We start from the raw sequence: 16207 nt of genomic DNA, 5'->3' as shown, positions 1-16207 counted from the left end.
GCCAATAGTTTCACGTGAAACTATTGGCAATTTTAACTTTAATATACGCGCTGTACTTATTGCGACAGCGACGATTTATCCGTTATTCAAACAATTCGCCGATTTTTGAAAAGAATGATTTTTTCTGTGGCGATTGGTGGTGTTTGCCGTCACCGTCTAGCGTCTCTTGGAACTCACGCAACAGCGCTTTTTGTTCGCTGTTTAGGTTCACAGGCGTCTCAACGACCACGCGACAGATAAGATCACCGCGCATGGTGGTGCGTACTGGCGTCACGCCCTTACCGCGTACACGCAGCAATTTGCCACTTTGGGTACCTTCGGCAACTTTGATTTTGACTTTGCCATCGAGGGTTGGGATTTCCACTTCTTTACCGAGTGCCGCATCCGTGATGCTGACAGGCACGTCCATATATAGATCTGCGCCTTGACGGGTAAAGACATTGTGCGGCTGTACGCGTACTTCGACGTATAAGTCGCCGTTTTGTACGCCAGCGCCGCCCGCTTCGCCTTCGCCTGCTAGACGGACGCGATCCCCATCATCGACGCCCGCTGGGATAGTGACTTCAAGGGTGCGCGATTTGTCTTTCACGCCGCTACCATGACAGTCTGAGCAAGGGTTTTTAATCTGTTTGCCTGAGCCGCCGCAATGTGGGCAGGTCTGCTGCACGGCAAAAAAGCCTTGCTGCATACGCACTTGGCCTTGACCATGACAGGTCTGACAGGTGACGATATCTGACTCATTTTTCGCGCCTTTACCGTCACAGGTGTCACAAGGGGCTGGCGCGGTAAAGCTGATTTCTTTTTTGCAGCCACGTACCGCTTCTTCGAGGGTCAGCTCAATCACGTAGCGAAGATCCGAGCCACGGCGCGCACGTCCACCGCCGCCGCCACGGCTTTGACCAAAGATGTCGCCAAAGTTGCCAAAAATATCGCCAAAAATGTCTTGGAAGTTGCCTGCGCCCGCGCCACCAAAGCCGCCACCGCCCATGCCGTTTTCAAAGGCAGCGTGACCCATGCGGTCGTAGGCAGAGCGTTTTTCAGCATCGCTCAGCACTTCGTACGCCATCGACGCTTCTTTAAACTTGTCTTCGGCTTCTGGGTCATCAGAGTTGCGGTCTGGGTGGTACTTCATCGCCAGTTTACGATAGGCTCGCTTGATTTCTTTTGCATCGGCATTTTTACTGACGCCTAGTACTTCATAAAAATCTCGCTTGCTCATGGGCTCTCCTCTTGTCGTGACGACATGGTTATCAGGATGATTGTCTGGGTAGATGGGTCAGCGGTGTGCTCATATGTTTCACATGAAACCATCAACGCTAAGGACGGTCCGTCATGGACAAGTCAGCGCACGCGGCAGCAAATGGGTGCCAGCGCTCGTTTTTGGCGCACTCGCCTTTGCCATCAAATAATAAAAGTTTGCGCTCTTTATGGTGATTGCCTGACTATTTATCAAGCATAGATTAAGGCAAAATAAGGGGTATATTATTTAAAACGTGCAAATAGTAGAAATAAATGCACCGTTATTTCACACAACAGACAGCAAGTCCATGTAACATTTCCATACCGATTTTTGCGGCAGGGTATCAGATACCCATGCTAGTATTTGCCAGCGTATGTATCGGTTGGCAGACGCGTTTTTACCCCATTTTGTAGCGCAAGGCGCATTGTACAGCAATAAAAGGACAACTATGAAAAAGCTGACTTCACTGGTGATATTGTTGCTGCTGATTATTGGCGTCGTATTCGTCGGCTCACCGTATTATAAGGCCTATCAACTCAAAGAGGCCTACGATGCCAAAAACGGCGCTGCCATCGCGGACGCCATTGACTATGATCAGCTCCAGCCAAACATCAGCCGTCAGTTGACCGACAAGATGGACAATATACTGGATCAATACCCAATGGTCACGCAGCTCGGTGGCCCCGCCCTCACCCAAGCGGCAGATGACTTTATTGTTAATTCGGTCAAAGGCGCAGTGCAGCCTGACAATATCGAGCAGCTCATCACCACGCAAGGACAAGCCAATACCGCCACTAAACAACTTGCCGCTGCATGGGCAATCGCAAGCAATCAAGTCAATCTACAAAACCTCATCCAAGACGTGATTACCCAGCGCGGGAATATTGATGGCGTGATACAAAAACAGATGCAAATTATGATGGACAAGCAAGCCGAGGTGCTCGAGCAACAAGCAGCACAAGGCAACGATACGGACAAGCCAACGCTCAGCTATTGCGGTATCAACTGCTTCACTATTAGCGGGCAGGTCAAAGGCTATCCGCTCACCATCGAGATGCAGCGCCAAGGTTTCGTGAACTGGAAAATCGTCAATATCGTCTTGCCATAAAACCAGTTAAAAACGCTGGTCGCTGTTATACTAATAAAAAAATCCGCTAGAGGCAGACCCTAGCGGATTTTTTATGCGGTCGTTTTATGTGAAAAAACGCTTAAAACTGCGCGATTTCTTCTTTGGTTAAAAAACGGCTGTCGCCTTTGTCTAAGCCCTCTAAATTAATCTCGCCAATACTGGCACGGTGCAGCGCAACGACCTTGTTACCAAAATAGCCCATCATGCGTTTGACCTGATGGTATTTGCCTTGCTCCAGTGTCAGGCGCGCGTGCGTCTCGTCGATAAACTCAATATGCGCAGGCTTGGTCGGCTCGTAGTCGCCGTCCAGCAAGATGCCTTGGGCGATTTTCTTAACCACATTTTCTTGCATCGCTGCGTCCATCGGGTCAGCGAGGGTCAGCTCATACACCTTTGGGTGCGCGTGCTTGGGGCTGGTGACGCGGTGCAGCCAGCTGCCGTCATCACTGATAATCAGCGCGCCTGTGGTATCCACATCCAGACGTCCAGCGATACGCAAGCTGCCAAGCTCAGGCACAGCAATCAGCTCGGTGACGATGGGGTGCTCTTTGGGCTTGAGCGTACATTCAAAGCCTTCTGGTTTGTACAGCAGGATATAGCGGTTGCCAGTCGCGACCGACAGCGGCTCGCCCATCCACATCACCTCATCATTGACAATATCCACGTGTAGCCCTGGGTCTTTAATCACCGCATCATTGACGGTGACCTCGCTGGCGTGCAAAATCTTTTTGGCTTCTTTGCGCGACAGCTCAGTGGCTTTGCTAATAAATTTATCTAAACGCATACATTTGCTACCATCGGTTGCGCTATAGTCTTTTCTTAATAAAACCATCTTGCACACTGCCTTGAATAGGCACGAGGCGCGTCTTGAATACCGCGCCTGTCAGCATCATGTTATTGATGTCTTTTTTATAGTGAATTGACTATAGTAAAAAAGGAACGCGCAGCCATGCAGTAAAAATCAATGCCGCCGCGCTGAAGTTGTCTAATTTTAGCATATCCCACCCAGACCTTGATGAAATATGAGCTACCAAACCCCAAAGAGCGCCATCACTGCCCGTCTTGAGATTAAAAAATCGGCATTTATTACTTATGCCTACCCGATTCACAGCCGTGAAGAAGCGATGTTTCATGTGGAACAATTACGCGATAAGTACCCTGATGCCAATCACCACTGCTCGGCGTACATCATTGGCGCCCCTGACAACACCACGAGCGCAGGCTTTGACGATGACGGCGAGCCAAACGGCACAGCAGGGCGTCCGATATTAAACGTCTTGCAGCACAAGTCGATTGGCAATGTATTAATTGTGGTGGTGCGCTACTTTGGCGGGATTAAGCTTGGCGCAGGCGGACTGACGCGGGCGTATGCGGGCGCAGCGCAATCGGCAGTCGATGCGATGACGCTCACCCCGTATGTGCCGATGACTACGCGGCAGATACAGACCACGTTCGCGAGCGAGGCGCAATGCCGCTATGTGGTCGAAAGCCTCGGCGGACACATCGACGATGTCGAATATACGCAAGCGGTGGTGCTGCACGTGACCTTGGCAAACGCCGATATCGAGGCGTTAAAAGAGGCGCTTGGTATGTCGGGGACGGTGCTGGAGGATGATGCACCAGACGATACAGCGCGCTAACACAAACGAGCGCTTTGCGGTTTATACTGCGTTATTCCTTCTTTGTTTTGCCGTTTGATGCAATACGATATGAAAACAATATAGCAAAATCAAAGGGAATTTTTCGTAGCCTCTGTCGGCGCAGGCACAGCAAGCAAGAAAAATTTCATTTGATTGAGCGTAAGAAGAATTCTTATATTTCTGTTATTGGTACTAGGGCGTGTCTTCATTTTAAAAATGGTGATAAAAATGAGATAAATTAAAGGCAAACAAGGAAAATAGCGCAGATAATATTGAAATATTAACCAGCTATTTGACACCGTTTGCCGAAGATTTAGCTATTTTTAGCCCATTTAGTTATCAACGTTTGAATTGAAGACACGCCCTAGATTCTCTCTTAATTAATTTTAACTCCATTGACGATTGATACTTTATGAGCACGTTTCACCCCACCCCTTTTAGACCGCCGTTTTGGCTCAGTAATGCCCATTTGCAAACCATTTTGCCCAAGTTTTTTCAGCCTGAGCTGCCCGAATATCGCCGCGAGCTGTTTCACGACTCACTCGAGGAAAGCGACATCGCTTACGATTATTATGACGCGGATAGCACGCGAAAAGGCGCAGACGGACGCGAGCAAATACCACTGGTGGTCTTGTTTCACGGTATGGAAGGCAGCAGCCACAGCCACTATGCGCGCACGCTGGCGCACGCCGTACACGCCAAAGGCTGGCATTTTGTGGTGGTGCATTTTCGCAGCTGCGGCGGCGTTCCTGCCAAGGGTACGGTGTTTTATGAGGCAGGTAATACTGATGAGCAGCGCCACGCGCTCGAAAAATTGCAGCAGGATTACGCCACCATCTATGGTATCGGCGTCTCGCTCGGCGGTAACGCGCTCGCCAAATATATGGGCGAGTATGGTGAGGCGGCAGTGTGCAAAGCGGCCGTGGTCGCCTCTGCGCCTGTGGACTTGTCGTCGGCGTCGTTTGCGATGGAGCGCTTTTTGGGACGCCGCGTCTATACGCCGTATTTGCTAAATCCCATCATCAAAAAAGCCATCCAAAACAACCTCACCCCTGAGGAAGTCAAAGCGATTCAGCGCATCAATCGCATCAGTGAATTTGATGATATGTTTACCGCGCCAAGACATGGCTACCGTTCAAAAAATGACTATTACCGCCGCGCCTCAGCATTGCCGCATTTGATTGATATTGCCAAGCCAACGCTGATTATCACAGCCAAAGACGACCCATTTTTGGGCATTACCGCAGGGCAAGCGGACGTGTCGGACACAGTCACTCTGCTGGACACCGCGCATGGCGGGCATATTGGCTTTTTGGGCTATAAAAATCGTAAGTTTGATTTAAGCTGGTTGCCTGATACCGCGCTGGCGTTTTTTGAGTCGGTGGGTGGAAAATAGATTTTATTGATACTCTTTTCAGTAGTCGATATAAAGGCAATAGTTTTACGAGCTATTGCCTTATTTCATGTGTTTCTAGCAAAAATACAGCTAAAGTTGAAGCAGAACCAGCAGCAAGCTTTGCATGTCTAGGCTGTAAACCCTTGAAGCTGCCATCTTTTCCGTGTCCGCTACCGTAATCGTTTCTCACTTCTGCTATCCCTTGAACGATAGAAGCTAAGCTACCTAAAATCTGTCTGATTGATTTTGCTGCTTTCGCTTCATCTGATATATCATCAGGGGTAAGCTTGAGTAATTTAGCCGTTTCTTTCATTAACTTCGATAAGTCCCAGCTCTTATCATATTCTTTTTGTCTGCTAATAAATATCTCTTTACATGCAGTTTCAATCAATTCTTTTGCTATTCCTATCGCTTGGTAGGGTGCAGGCTCAATCAGCGACTCCATTGAATTTATTTGTTGCGTAACATAGTCAGCATTAAATATTACTCTAATCTCTTTACCTCTATTCTCAATAGACGTCTTACCTGTAAATTTCTTCTTACCATTAAATATAGGCTTATTAGATTTCTGGGTTATTTCAACTATTTCAAAGCTATCGTTACCCAAAATATCATTAAAAATTTTATTAATGGTATCTACTTCATGAGAATCCCTTCTAATCACAGGGTGGATCATCATGCAAAGAAAGTTTAAGAAAGCTGCATCTTGACATTTCAGCAAGTTAAATCGTTCATCATCAAAAACCCAATAATCATCCCAATCACTGTTATTCACTCTGTGCTGGTAAATATCGCCAAGCGCGTTACTAAATCTGTAATCATTTGAAGGCATGCTTTCCAAATCATAGAGTCTAGATAAAAAATCAATCTCATTAAGCTCTCCTGCCCACCAGATGTCTTCTATCCTTAAGGTATCAAAGAGGTCACGTCGAGTAATTTGAGATATTTCTTTCATTTTTATTTTAACTCTACTATTTAAGTTACTATGTGATTTTAAAATAGTATATTTAGTTGAAGCTACCCGATGAGAAATCTGTCTTCGCTTCCCTATAATTTTATCGAAACATTTCGATTCATCCTAACAAAATCCGCATCAAATAACAGACAATTTTTTACTAAAACACAGCCAATGCCGTACCCTCATTTTATAAAAAAATAGGCATTATCCGTTGCTCACCTGCCAGTCACACGCTAAGGTAAAGCGATAACACAATTAAAGTATGGTGCGCGTATGAGCCTGATGACTGCCTTAAATATCGACTACCCCATCATTCAAGCGCCCATGGCAGGCGGTGCGACGACGCCTGAGTTGGTGGCGACGGTGAGTAATTTTGGCGCGCTCGGTTCGCTGGGTGCAGGCATGACGGCGCCAGAGACGCTGGCGGCGCAAATCGATACGATTAAGCGCTTAACCCAACGCCCGTTTATGGTGAATCTGATGGTCTTGTCACACGCCGAGTCCACGACCTTTGATGCGCCCATGCCTGAGTGGCTGCGCGAGTATTATCAAATCGCCATGCCTGATGAGGACATTGATGCACTGTTGCCTGAGCATCCTGCACCGTTATTCGCTGAGCAATTAGATGTGCTGTATCGCCATCCTGTGCCTGTGGCGAGCTTTACCTTCGGTATTATCAGCCGTGAGGCAGTGCAGCGGTTGCAGGCGCTCGGCACGCGCGTCATCGGTACGGCAAACCACCCGAAAGAGGCGCTCGCATGGGCAGAGGTCGGCGCGGACGCGGTCTGCGTGCAAGGCGCGGAGGCAGGCGGACACCGTGGCGGCTGGCTGGCTGAGAGCATGCGCGACCCCATACCTTTATTACCGTTATTAGAGGGTACGCGCACACTCACCGACATTCCGCTGATTGCCGCAGGCGGGCTGATGAGCGCGGACGATATTCGCACCGTGCTGAATGCGGGCGCGGCGATGGCGCAGCTGGGTACGGCATTTTTAACCACGGATAAATCAGGTATTCATCCGACTTATAAACAAGGCTTGCTCGCTGCCAGTCGCGGGACGCGCAGTAGTGAAACACGCTTGACGCGGCTGTTCTCAGGTAAGATGGCTCGCGGTCTGGTCAATGGCTATATGCAGTCCATGGCATGCTTTGACGATGCCGCGCAGCTGCTCGCCTACCCGCAGCTGAACGCGATGACCAAGCCCATGCGCGCGCACGCGGCAAAGACGGGCGATGCCGAGCATTTGTCCCTATGGGCGGGTCAAGGTGTGCATGAAGTTAAAGACGAGCCGACCACCCTGCTATTGACACGGCTGGTAGAAGGGCTTGGATTGCTTTAATACCATTCATGATTTATGGTAAACGCCTTACCACAGATTGCGCGGATAGCCCTTGCTATTCGCGCTACTTTCTTGACCTATTTTTGAGCGCTGTTATGTCTGTCTTACCCACTTTTCGTATTCGCACCCGCCGCAAATATTACCGCCTGATTTTTACAGGCATGATGGCCATGATGATGTCGCTGATTATTTCCGCTGCGCTACTTTTGATTAAGGTAGGGTTTATTGATGGCTTTTTTAATGAACTGCTACATTCGTGGGCGCTCGGCTTTATGGTCGCATGGCCGAGCGCGTACGGCTGCGCATACTTCATCCAAGAGCATGTGCTAAGCCGCATTGAGTTTTATTAACGCTTTGGATACGCGGGATAACCTTTGCCTACAAAACTTGTGTTTCCGTTACTAGACGATTGGTCTAGTGGCGGGTATAGTGGTCTTTATTTGATTTTCTTCTAAAGTAATATTTTTAAAATAAGACAAGGAAAATAATTATGCGTAGCGCCACGCACACCGAATTTGGCAAACCTGCTGACGTACTTAACATTGTAGACAGCGACATTCCTGAACCTGCTGCCGACGAAGTCCGTATCAAAACCATCCTCGCGCCCATTCATAACCATGACCTGCTGACTGTCAGCGGCGACTATGGCTACAAGCCTGATTTTCCCGCCATTGGTGGTAGCGAAGCCTTGGGCATCATTGATGCCGTAGGTCGTGACGTGACTGACCTTGAGGTCGGGCAGCGTGTCGCCAGCGCCAGTGTGCATGGCACGTGGGCAGAATATTACACCGCGCCTGCCAAGATGGTGTTTGCTATTGATGATGACATTGATGACAAACTTGCTGCGCAATTGATTGCCATGCCGCTCAGCGCCTTGATGCTGCTGGAGTTTTTAGATTTGGACAAAGGGCAATGGTTGATTCATAACGCTGCCAATGGCGCGGTGGGTAAAACCCTTGCCATGCTTGCGAACGCACGCGGTATCCACAGCATCAATCTGGTACGCCGCGCTGATGCCAAAGCCGAGCTGGACGAGCTGGGCATTGCAAATACCGTCGTGACCGATGAGGATGACTGGCAAGAACAAGTCAAAAATATCATTGGTGATGAAAGCATTGCAGCGGCGGTGGATTCGGTTGGCGGCGAACCCAGCGGCGAGTTGCTCTCGCTCCTCGGTAATGGCGGCACGATGGTGTCGTTCGGCCTGATGTCGGGCAAGCCGATGGTATTAAACCCAAGCGATTTGATTTTTAAACAAGCTACGGTTAAAGGCTTTTGGGGCAGTAAAACCAGTACCGAGATGAGCGTGGAAAACAAACAACGCCTGATTAAAGAGCTGATGACCCGCGCCAAAGACGGCACGCTCAAGCTGCCTATCCAAGCGGTCTATGACTTGGATGACATCAAAACAGCCGTCTCTGATGATGTGCAATCGCAAAAAGAGGGCAAAGTGCTGTTAAAGCCATAGTATAAAAAGTTGAATATTAAATACAAAAAAGCGCATATCGTATGGGCTTTTTTATTCTAAATCCTAAAACCCAATAACAAACACCAAAAACATAAGGATATGATGATGTCAGACCAACAAACCTTTCGCGCCCTCGTCGTTGAAGAACACGATGACGGCAGCTTTAGCAAACACATTCGCGAGCGCAACCTCAGCGACCTGCCTGATAATGACCTGTTAGTTGAGGTACATTATTCCTCGCTCAACTATAAAGACGCGATGTCCGCTGCAGGCAATAAAAGCATCTCCAAGCACTACCCGCACACCCCTGGTATTGACGCGGCAGGCGTGGTGGTCAGTGATAAATCAGGCACGTTCCAAAAAGGGCAAGAAGTCGTGGTATTCGGCTATGATTTAGGTATGGACACCGCAGGCGGACTCGGGCAAATGATTGCCATCCCTGCCGACTGGGCATTGCCTTGCCCTGAAGCGCTGAGCCTAAAAGAAGCGATGATCTATGGTACAGGCGGCCTAACGGCGGCGCTAAGCATCCAAAAGCTGGAAAAAATGGGCGCAAAACCAAGCGATGGCCCCGTTGCCGTATCAGGCGCGACAGGCGGTGTGGGCACTATCAGTATCGCTATCCTCTCGCAGCTGGGCTACGAGTCTATCGCCTTCTCTGGTAAGCCTGAGCAAAGCGAACACTTGAAAGAGTTGGGCGCCACCGAAGTGCGCCATCGTGACACCATCAATGAAGTCGGCAATCGCCCTATTGGCCGTCCGCTATGGGCCAATGCCATCGATACCGTCGGCGGTGACTATCTTGCCAACCTACTCAAGCAAACCAAACCAGGGGGTGCAGTGACGACCTGTGGCCTTGCAGCATCGCCTGAACTGTCGATGACCGTATTTCCGTTTATTATGCGCGGTGTGTCGTTGCTCGGCATCGATTCGGTATGTATCCCACTAGAGGAAAAGCGTGAAATCTGGCAGCGCGTAGCGACGGATATGAAACTGCCCAATCTGGACAACTACGCTGAAGAAATCACCCTTGAGCAAACGCCTGAATACCTAGAGCGCTTTATTGATGGTAAAGCAGTGGGACGTTATGTGGTGAATGTAAAGGGCTAAGATAAATCGTTAGATAGAATATAAAAAAGCAGCGCTCGTTTGGGAGGGCTGCTTTTTTCTATTAGAATGCTATTATTGGTTATCATATTTCCAGTGAAATAAGAGCTTTGCTAAAACTTTACTATCAAAACTACTACCTGAAAACGATTTATAAGACTGTTTCTTATCTTTGAAAATTACTTTTAGCTCTTTATCACTTACATCAGTATAAAACTCTGGAAAAGCGTCGAAATGGTTCATAAACACACCCCATTTGAATGCTAATTTAAAATCTTTCCACCCTTGTATATTACCGTTCTTATTAGGCTGTGCTAAAGCTACTAGCATATAATCTTCTATAAATTTAATTTGCCTATTACCTGCTGAATATCTAATCGTTTCAAAGGCTTTTCTCATACTACTAAGGGACGATTCAAAATCCCTACTATAAAATGACTTCATACCATCTACCCAATGTACAAGCCAAGGATAAACTGAATCATTACCAACTTCGTAGTATTCGTTTAGCCACTGCTGATGATTATATCTTTGCTTCATCACATCATAAGCGTATATACAATTCTTGATATTTTCCGTATAGCCCTCATGATTTGGTGGAACTAAACAGTCTTGAAAAAACTTAATAATAAATTTATATTGTGCAGCACTGCTAGCACTTAGCTCTTTCAATATTTCTTGATGGATATCATGGATAGATTCACTTTGAGACTTAGTACTTCTCGAAGATGCTTTAATATACTCTACTTGAATATTGTTAAGATGATGAGCAATGAAATTTTGATACTCCATCGATTTATTAAGAAAAAAATAGACATTCTGTATTTTTGTATAACTTTCGCCCATAGAGCTTTCTGCATCTGTCAACCTAGTCGTTCTGTGAGCATCAATAAAAGAACACAGATACTCATAATCTTTAGTAATAAGACCCAAGTACAATTTTAATTTATTTAGTGTCCAGGCAACTTCTTCTTGACTATAATTCTCAACTAAACTGTTTAAGCAGTAAGTTGCAAACCTAGCGATAAAAAGAAAAAATATATATCTGTCCTTTTTATCACTAGCAATTTTATGAGTTTTAAACGCCCTATCAAAAACGTCTAAGATGTTAGAAAATGGTGGTAACTTAACAGTACCAGAGAGCCAGTTTCTTACGTTGGCTAAATCCTTATCAATTTGATCAATAGATTCATCAGCACTAAATTCAGAAGTATCATGAAAGACTTCCAAACTTTTACTCTCACAATCGTATATCCAATTCATTACACAAGCTAAAGGCGTTGTACTCTCATACTCCAAGAACCAAAATTTACTTTTAGGTGAAAGTGAAGCATCTAAAAACGCACTATAATAGTGTTGATATTTAAATATTGAGATAGTAGCTCTTTGCAAAAAAATATGATATATCAGGTATAGCAAAGACTCTTTTTTTTCTAGATAGGTATGGTCAGTTAATACCGTTTGAGTATAGACTTGAAATATCTCTATAAGTGGATCATATAATGTATCGCTATACATAGTGTTAGAAAACAAACCATATATTGCTGACCTAAACTCATTAGCATGTTCTTCAAAACTTTTTAAGAAATCACCCTCTTCTCTAGCTAGTCTATTTAGACTCTTATGTAAGCTTTTATTATCTATTTCAACATCTATGATGAACTTACTTTTAGACGGTATGATACCTGTCGCGTTATAGACAAATTTGAGTAAATCGCCTTGAGAAGGAAATTGCGCTAAATCAGTCATTCTGAACCCTAGTTTATATGAGCTATGCCTTCTACCTATAGAAAGCACAGCTTTAATTGTAAAAACTCTAATCATTTAACCTTTTTTCTGATTAGGATTTAGTTGCTTTCCTCTATTACCAGTATTTTTAGAGTTAGCTATATTAGTACCGTTGGTACCTTTATTGCGGTTAACCATATCGGCGTTATTACTTGCTACAGTTTTCTTACTCATATCATATATCCTTTTTGAATACTATAATGGTGAAATTGCCACTTACCGAGGGTGGTAAGTGTCTTTATATTGAATCAAGCTTGAGAAAAACGCATATAATTTTGGCGACATAAATTTACTTACTCTACTAAAGTATTGTTTTAATTAATCATTTCATGCATCTACTAGCTGAAAAACCTCTATCCTCAATAAAGATATGGTAATTTGTCCTATTTAAAGTATCTGACATGCATACTCAAATCAAAATCCTAGAGCGTTTTAGCCTCGATTGCAGCGGTTATCCTTGTTGGATCACTATATTGCAGCGACTTAGCCCGCTGTGGTCTCGCGGTAGCAGGAACACAGTGGGCTTTAGTCGCGGCTCTAGTAAGCAGACAAGATAAGAGCGGAAAGCGAGATTAGCTCCAGAAACTCTAAAGCAAAAAAACACCCAACCAAGTTGAGTGCTTTTTCTTCATGCAGCCTGTGTGAATAAAATCTTAAAACTTAAGATTCACATCAAACACATAAGCCCGACCTGGCTCATTAAAGGTACGTGCGCCTGCATTGTTGGAGGTGCCTTCACGTTTGATTTGTTTATCAAACAGATTTTTGACCCCTGCACCGACCGTTATCGAATCATTGATGTCGTAGCGAGTGCTGATGTTGGCAATCGCGTACGGTTGGCGTGACAATAGAGCACCGTCAAGAGCATCGCCTGTGGTCACCGAGCGCGTTGGCGCGTCGATTTTTCCGTAATAGCTCGCCCCTGCCAGCGCACTCCAGCGCGGCGTGATGTCCCAATCCACATTGGTATTGACCGTGAATTTAGGAATGAGCGATAGCGGCTCGCCATTGTCTTTACGCTCTGAGCGGATATTGCCTGTGATGTTGGTGTACCACGAGACAGTGTCGGTGACAGGTACGGTGACAAAGCCTTCTAAACCTTCAACGATAGCTTCCCCTTGGTTTTCCCATTGAAAGATAGAACGATTCGTGGCGCTGTCGACCGCCACGCGATCTACGCCCGCCCCAATACGGTTGTCATAGTCGTTGCGGTAGTAGGTCAGACCTGCTTTTAGATTGGTGCTGTCCTCATAGCTGACAGTCAACTCTTTGTTCCATGAGGTTTCATTGTCCAGCTCATTGTTTCCTAACACGTAGCAGCCGCGCTCTTCAGTAGGTATCGATGAGGGACAGCCATTACCTCTGGTGTAATAAATATAATTGGGATCGAGCTGATACAGTGAGGGCGCTTTAAAGGCGCGGCTAACCCCTGCTTTTACCGACCAGTTGGGACTAAAGTGCCATGTGGTATTTACGCTTGGTGACCAGTTGCTACCCGCTTGATCATGATAATCAAAACGCAGTCCTGGGGTAATATACCAATCAGGCGTTATCTGGTAGTTGTCCTCAATATACGCGCCGACCAAATAGCTGTCTGTCTCAGGGTTGCGCTCACTAGGGTCAGTGTTGGTATCACCAAATTCAAAGCCCTCTTCAAACTCCAGCGTACTGACTACAGGGTTGTTTAGTTTTTCACCGCGAAACTCAGCGCCTGCAGTCAGTGTATGACGGTCAAAGTAGATGTCCCATTCTGATTTGGCATTGAGCGTATCGTAGGTGGCCTTTGACCAGCTTGGTGTGTCACCATCTTCAGGCAATTGAATCTGCCCTTCCACGCCGCCACAGCAGCCTTCGCCTAGGCGCTCGTTATTGGTGCGGGTATATTCTAGATAGCTGTTGCTGGTAGTATTTTCATAATCGCCTCGATGTGTGAGCGCAACGCCATAACGCTCCATTTTATTGGTGGTTTCGCCCTCTAAGTTATTGACCAAATCCTCATTGACCGACTGAAACTGTGAGTCGCCTGCCCAGCGGTTATTCTGTCGACTATAGTTAATATCAAAACCGATGGTATTCATCGCATCCATCGCGTATTCAAACAGCTGGCGCGCATCGATATTTTCAACGCCTTCGCGACCCGCCGCGATAGACGGTGCAGGGCCACTGCGCCCATCAACAATCAGCGCATCGTCAGCATTGATATACGGGTCGTCGCCCTCACTGTCATGATAGCCGAGTGTAGTACGGAACGAGAGCTTGTCTGATAGCGGGCCTGCCATATTGATGTTGGTACGCCAGTCTTTACCCTCAAGGTCGCTCTCAGGCTGCTCATAGTGCGTGTTGATAGAGAATTCTTTTTTGGTGGGTGACTTGGTGATGATATTGACCACGCCGCCCATACTACCTGAACCATAGCGCGCTGCTGCTGGCCCTCGCAGCACTTCAATACGCTCAATAGCACTTGGTGGCACCCACTGCGAATCGCCGCGCGTGTCTTGTTCACTGGCGCGCCCTGGACGTACCGCATTGCGTGAGGTGACAGGGCGGCCGTCGATTAAAATCAAAGTGTTATTTGGCCCCATACCGCGCAGGTCGATTTGACGCTGGTTGCCACGCTGTCCTGAGGTCGAGGAGCCCGACAGATTTACCCCTGGCATTTTACGCACAATCTCTGAGATGTCATTTGACAATGATGCCTCTTCAATGGCTTCTTCGTTAATGATTGATAAGCCTGCTGCTTGTTCCAACTCTTCACGCGCCGCTTTTACCACAATGGTGTCCAATGTGGTGCTTGGCTCAGCCTCATCTTGTGTCACTTCGCTACTTGTGGCCTGTGCCGCACTGATGGCACTGTCATCAGCAGCGACAGCACTGGCACTCATGATTGAGGTAATAGCCACCGCGAGTAGTGCTTTACGTGATGTGGTCGTCATGACTGAAGAAAGAGACGTGGCAGTAATCGGAGCAAATGGTGTGTACATGGAGTGCAGTCCTTGACGCATTGACAGTAGTAATGGCGCATACCCAGCCGAAACGACCTTTTAAGCCAACCTACTCCATAACTGTACTTCACTACAGCTTGAGTTAAGTAACGACTACGAACGATAGATTCAGGTATAGCGCAAGATAAGAATAAGAATTGTGTAATAAAGACGGCTCACTGTAACAATAAAGAAATATTAATGCAAACACTAATGATAACTATTTTCATTAATTTATAAGAGTTTGTGCTTAATTTTTTCTGAGAAAGGCGATAAACAGCGGCTTATGGGTCAGTCTCATCGCCTCTCTACCACCCGCATCACTAAGCACTTGGCACAAATCAGCCTTATTTCCTAAAATTTTTGCCAAAAAAAAGCACCCAACCAAGTTGAGTGCTTTTATCTCATTGTCAAACCTTAGAGCGTACTGACAATCTCATCGAGCTGCGCGTTAAAGCTCTCATCTGTTACCTTGCTCGTCTGTTCATCATAATTGTCAAAGAAGTTGGGCAATGACAACGCGCCTTTGACAACGGCGGCGAAAAACGGCGCAGACGCTTTGGCTGTAGCTAGCACGCTCTGTGCGCCACCCGCCCCTGGTGAGGTCGCAAGCATAATCATTGGCTTGTTTTGATACACTTTCATATCAATGCGCGATGCCCAATCGAATAAGTTTTTGTACGCGGCGGTGTACGAGCCATTGTATTCAGCAAAAGAAATCACAATCGCGTCCGCTTCGCCAATCGCTTGATAAAAATCATGGGCAAATTGTGGAATGCCGCTTTCTTTTTCACGCTCTTCGCTGTATATCGGCATCTCAAGATTATGAATATCAAGCAAGGTAACGTCCGCATCATCAATCTGGGTAGCGGCATAGCGGGCTAGTTTTTGATTGATTGAGTTTCGGCTATTGCTGGTACCAAAGGCGAGTACTTTCATTATAAAATCCTTATGATTCTTGTGCTATGTGGTAGCAGCGTTACGCTTAGATAGCCTGTGCCGCCTTATCGTGTGCCACTATGATACGCCTGATACAGCCGATGACCGATTTGTAATAGTTGATATTCTTGATTGATATTATTAATCGGTTGGGTGGTGGTAGCCGTTTTTAGATTTGTAGTGTAGCGTATGCCGCAAATGTGAGAATGCCACCCACAAA

At 46.6% G+C, this 16207-nt stretch carries 14 protein-coding genes; 7 read left to right on the top strand and 7 right to left on the bottom strand.

The window, feature by feature from the left end:
- Positions 1 to 82 precede the first annotated feature (82 nt).
- Complete coding sequence (gene dnaJ, locus JIE71_RS01735; RefSeq protein WP_199507004.1) at positions 83 to 1219, bottom strand: molecular chaperone DnaJ; 1137 nt, start codon at positions 1217 to 1219, stop codon at positions 83 to 85.
- A 469-nt stretch (positions 1220 to 1688) separates the two neighbouring features.
- Between dnaJ and JIE71_RS01730 the strand changes: the two genes are divergently transcribed.
- On the top strand, positions 1689 to 2348 hold the full coding sequence (locus JIE71_RS01730) for a DUF2939 domain-containing protein (RefSeq protein WP_199507003.1): 660 nt from the start codon (positions 1689 to 1691) through the stop codon (positions 2346 to 2348).
- A gap of 100 nt (positions 2349 to 2448) precedes the next feature.
- Here JIE71_RS01730 and JIE71_RS01725 read toward each other — a convergent pair whose 3' ends face one another.
- The gene (locus JIE71_RS01725) at positions 2449 to 3153 is read right to left on the bottom strand and encodes a pseudouridine synthase (RefSeq protein ID WP_199507011.1); all 705 of its coding nucleotides are present in this window, start codon (positions 3151 to 3153) and stop codon (positions 2449 to 2451) included.
- Between the two features lie 238 nt (positions 3154 to 3391).
- Here JIE71_RS01725 and JIE71_RS01720 point away from each other — a divergent pair, with 238 nt between their 5' ends.
- Complete coding sequence (locus tag JIE71_RS01720) at positions 3392 to 4009, top strand: YigZ family protein (protein WP_199507002.1); 618 nt, start codon at positions 3392 to 3394, stop codon at positions 4007 to 4009.
- 412 nt (positions 4010 to 4421) lie between these two features.
- On the top strand, positions 4422 to 5405 hold the full coding sequence (locus JIE71_RS01715) for a YheT family hydrolase (protein ID WP_199507001.1): 984 nt from the start codon (positions 4422 to 4424) through the stop codon (positions 5403 to 5405).
- A gap of 52 nt (positions 5406 to 5457) precedes the next feature.
- On the opposite strand, the gene JIE71_RS01710 is transcribed toward JIE71_RS01715, so the two are convergent.
- Positions 5458 to 6360, bottom strand: a complete 903-nt coding sequence (locus JIE71_RS01710; RefSeq protein ID WP_199507000.1) for an abortive infection family protein — start codon at positions 6358 to 6360, stop codon at positions 5458 to 5460.
- A gap of 276 nt (positions 6361 to 6636) precedes the next feature.
- Here JIE71_RS01710 and JIE71_RS01705 point away from each other — a divergent pair, with 276 nt between their 5' ends.
- The 4 genes from JIE71_RS01705 to JIE71_RS01690 all read left to right on the top strand — a co-directional run bounded on the left by JIE71_RS01705 (position 6637) and on the right by JIE71_RS01690 (position 10282).
- The gene (locus JIE71_RS01705) at positions 6637 to 7704 is read left to right on the top strand and encodes an NAD(P)H-dependent flavin oxidoreductase (RefSeq protein ID WP_199506999.1); all 1068 of its coding nucleotides are present in this window, start codon (positions 6637 to 6639) and stop codon (positions 7702 to 7704) included.
- A gap of 95 nt (positions 7705 to 7799) precedes the next feature.
- On the top strand, positions 7800 to 8054 hold the full coding sequence (locus tag JIE71_RS01700) for a DUF2798 domain-containing protein (protein ID WP_199506998.1): 255 nt from the start codon (positions 7800 to 7802) through the stop codon (positions 8052 to 8054).
- Between the two features lie 140 nt (positions 8055 to 8194).
- Positions 8195 to 9172 carry a zinc-binding dehydrogenase gene (locus JIE71_RS01695; RefSeq protein WP_199506997.1) on the top strand — a complete coding sequence of 326 codons (978 nt, stop codon included), beginning with the start codon at positions 8195 to 8197 and terminating at the stop codon, positions 9170 to 9172.
- 105 nt (positions 9173 to 9277) lie between these two features.
- Positions 9278 to 10282, top strand: a complete 1005-nt coding sequence (locus JIE71_RS01690; protein ID WP_199506996.1) for a YhdH/YhfP family quinone oxidoreductase — start codon at positions 9278 to 9280, stop codon at positions 10280 to 10282.
- Positions 10283 to 10354: 72 nt separating this feature from the next.
- Here the strand turns inward: JIE71_RS01690 and JIE71_RS01685 are convergent, their stop codons facing one another.
- From JIE71_RS01685 to JIE71_RS01670, 4 genes are all read right to left on the bottom strand, one after another.
- Complete coding sequence (locus JIE71_RS01685) at positions 10355 to 12028, bottom strand: hypothetical protein (protein WP_199506995.1); 1674 nt, start codon at positions 12026 to 12028, stop codon at positions 10355 to 10357.
- A 75-nt stretch (positions 12029 to 12103) separates the two neighbouring features.
- The gene (locus tag JIE71_RS01680; RefSeq protein ID WP_199506994.1) at positions 12104 to 12241 is read right to left on the bottom strand and encodes a hypothetical protein; all 138 of its coding nucleotides are present in this window, start codon (positions 12239 to 12241) and stop codon (positions 12104 to 12106) included.
- 479 nt (positions 12242 to 12720) lie between these two features.
- Positions 12721 to 15048, bottom strand: coding sequence for a FepA family TonB-dependent siderophore receptor (locus tag JIE71_RS01675; protein ID WP_199506993.1), 2328 nt, complete (start codon positions 15046 to 15048; stop codon positions 12721 to 12723).
- Positions 15049 to 15465: 417 nt separating this feature from the next.
- A complete protein-coding gene (locus JIE71_RS01670; protein WP_199506992.1) occupies positions 15466 to 15987 on the bottom strand; it encodes an NADPH-dependent FMN reductase in 522 nt (173 codons plus the stop codon).
- Positions 15988 to 16207: the final 220 nt, after the last annotated feature.

The organism is Psychrobacter sp. bablab_jr014 (genome assembly GCF_016464015.1).
In the GTDB taxonomy this organism is placed as follows: Bacteria; Pseudomonadota; Gammaproteobacteria; order Pseudomonadales; family Moraxellaceae; genus Psychrobacter.
Note: the sequence above shows the minus strand (reverse complement) of the source record. Positions and strands in the feature narration are given on the sequence as shown.